The organism is Vibrio sp. 1402 (assembly GCF_033340275.1).
Genome location: NZ_JAWOWE010000324.1, coordinates 1 through 663, shown reverse-complemented (window position 1 = coordinate 663; position 663 = coordinate 1). Strand labels below are relative to the sequence as shown.

The 663-nt window shown below is 45.2% G+C and carries 1 pseudogene; it reads right to left on the bottom strand.

Annotated elements, in window-relative coordinates:
* Positions 1 to 26: 26 nt before the first annotated feature.
* Positions 27 to 663: pseudogene (vmeE, locus tag R7044_RS25845) on the bottom strand (multidrug efflux RND transporter periplasmic adaptor subunit VmeE); the annotation flags it as partial.

The window sequence follows — 663 nt, the reverse complement described above, 5'->3', positions numbered from 1 at the left end:
TTTAACTGAAACGTCGGAAAGTAACATTAGTTTTCTTCCTCAGCCGATTCACTGTCATTGCCTGTCACATCCGCAGTGTTAGCTTTGAGTGGCGCGACAATTTCTTTCACTTCAACGCCATCACGCATGTTAACAATGCCTTGAACAACGATCTTGTCACCAATCTCAACGCCAGATTCAATCACTACTTCGTTGTCGACACGCGCACCCAGCAACACCTCTTGGCGAGTCGCTTTGTTGTTTTCATCAATTACATATACAAAGCGTTTGGTGCCTGAGTATTCAAGTGCTTGAACAGGAATGATCGGCGCTTTAATAGCAGGAAATGCCAGTGAAGCGTTCATCAACATACCCGGTTTCAATTGGTTTTCTGTGTTATCAAACTCAATGCGCACGCGCAAATTCAATGTCTCTGCACTGATTCTGGTATCAATACCAGTGACTTTCCCAGAAAAACGTTGTTCACCCCAAGCACTGGTCTTCGCGGCAACTTCCATTCCAACTGACAACATCGACAAATAACGTTCTGGAATTTGTAAATCCAACTCCATGACCGACAGATCGTCTAATGTCAGAAGCTCAGTTCCTGCGCTAACCATTTTCCCGCGGCTGAAATCGATAAATCCAACCGTTCCAGAAAAGGGCGCGGTGATATGCAGATCG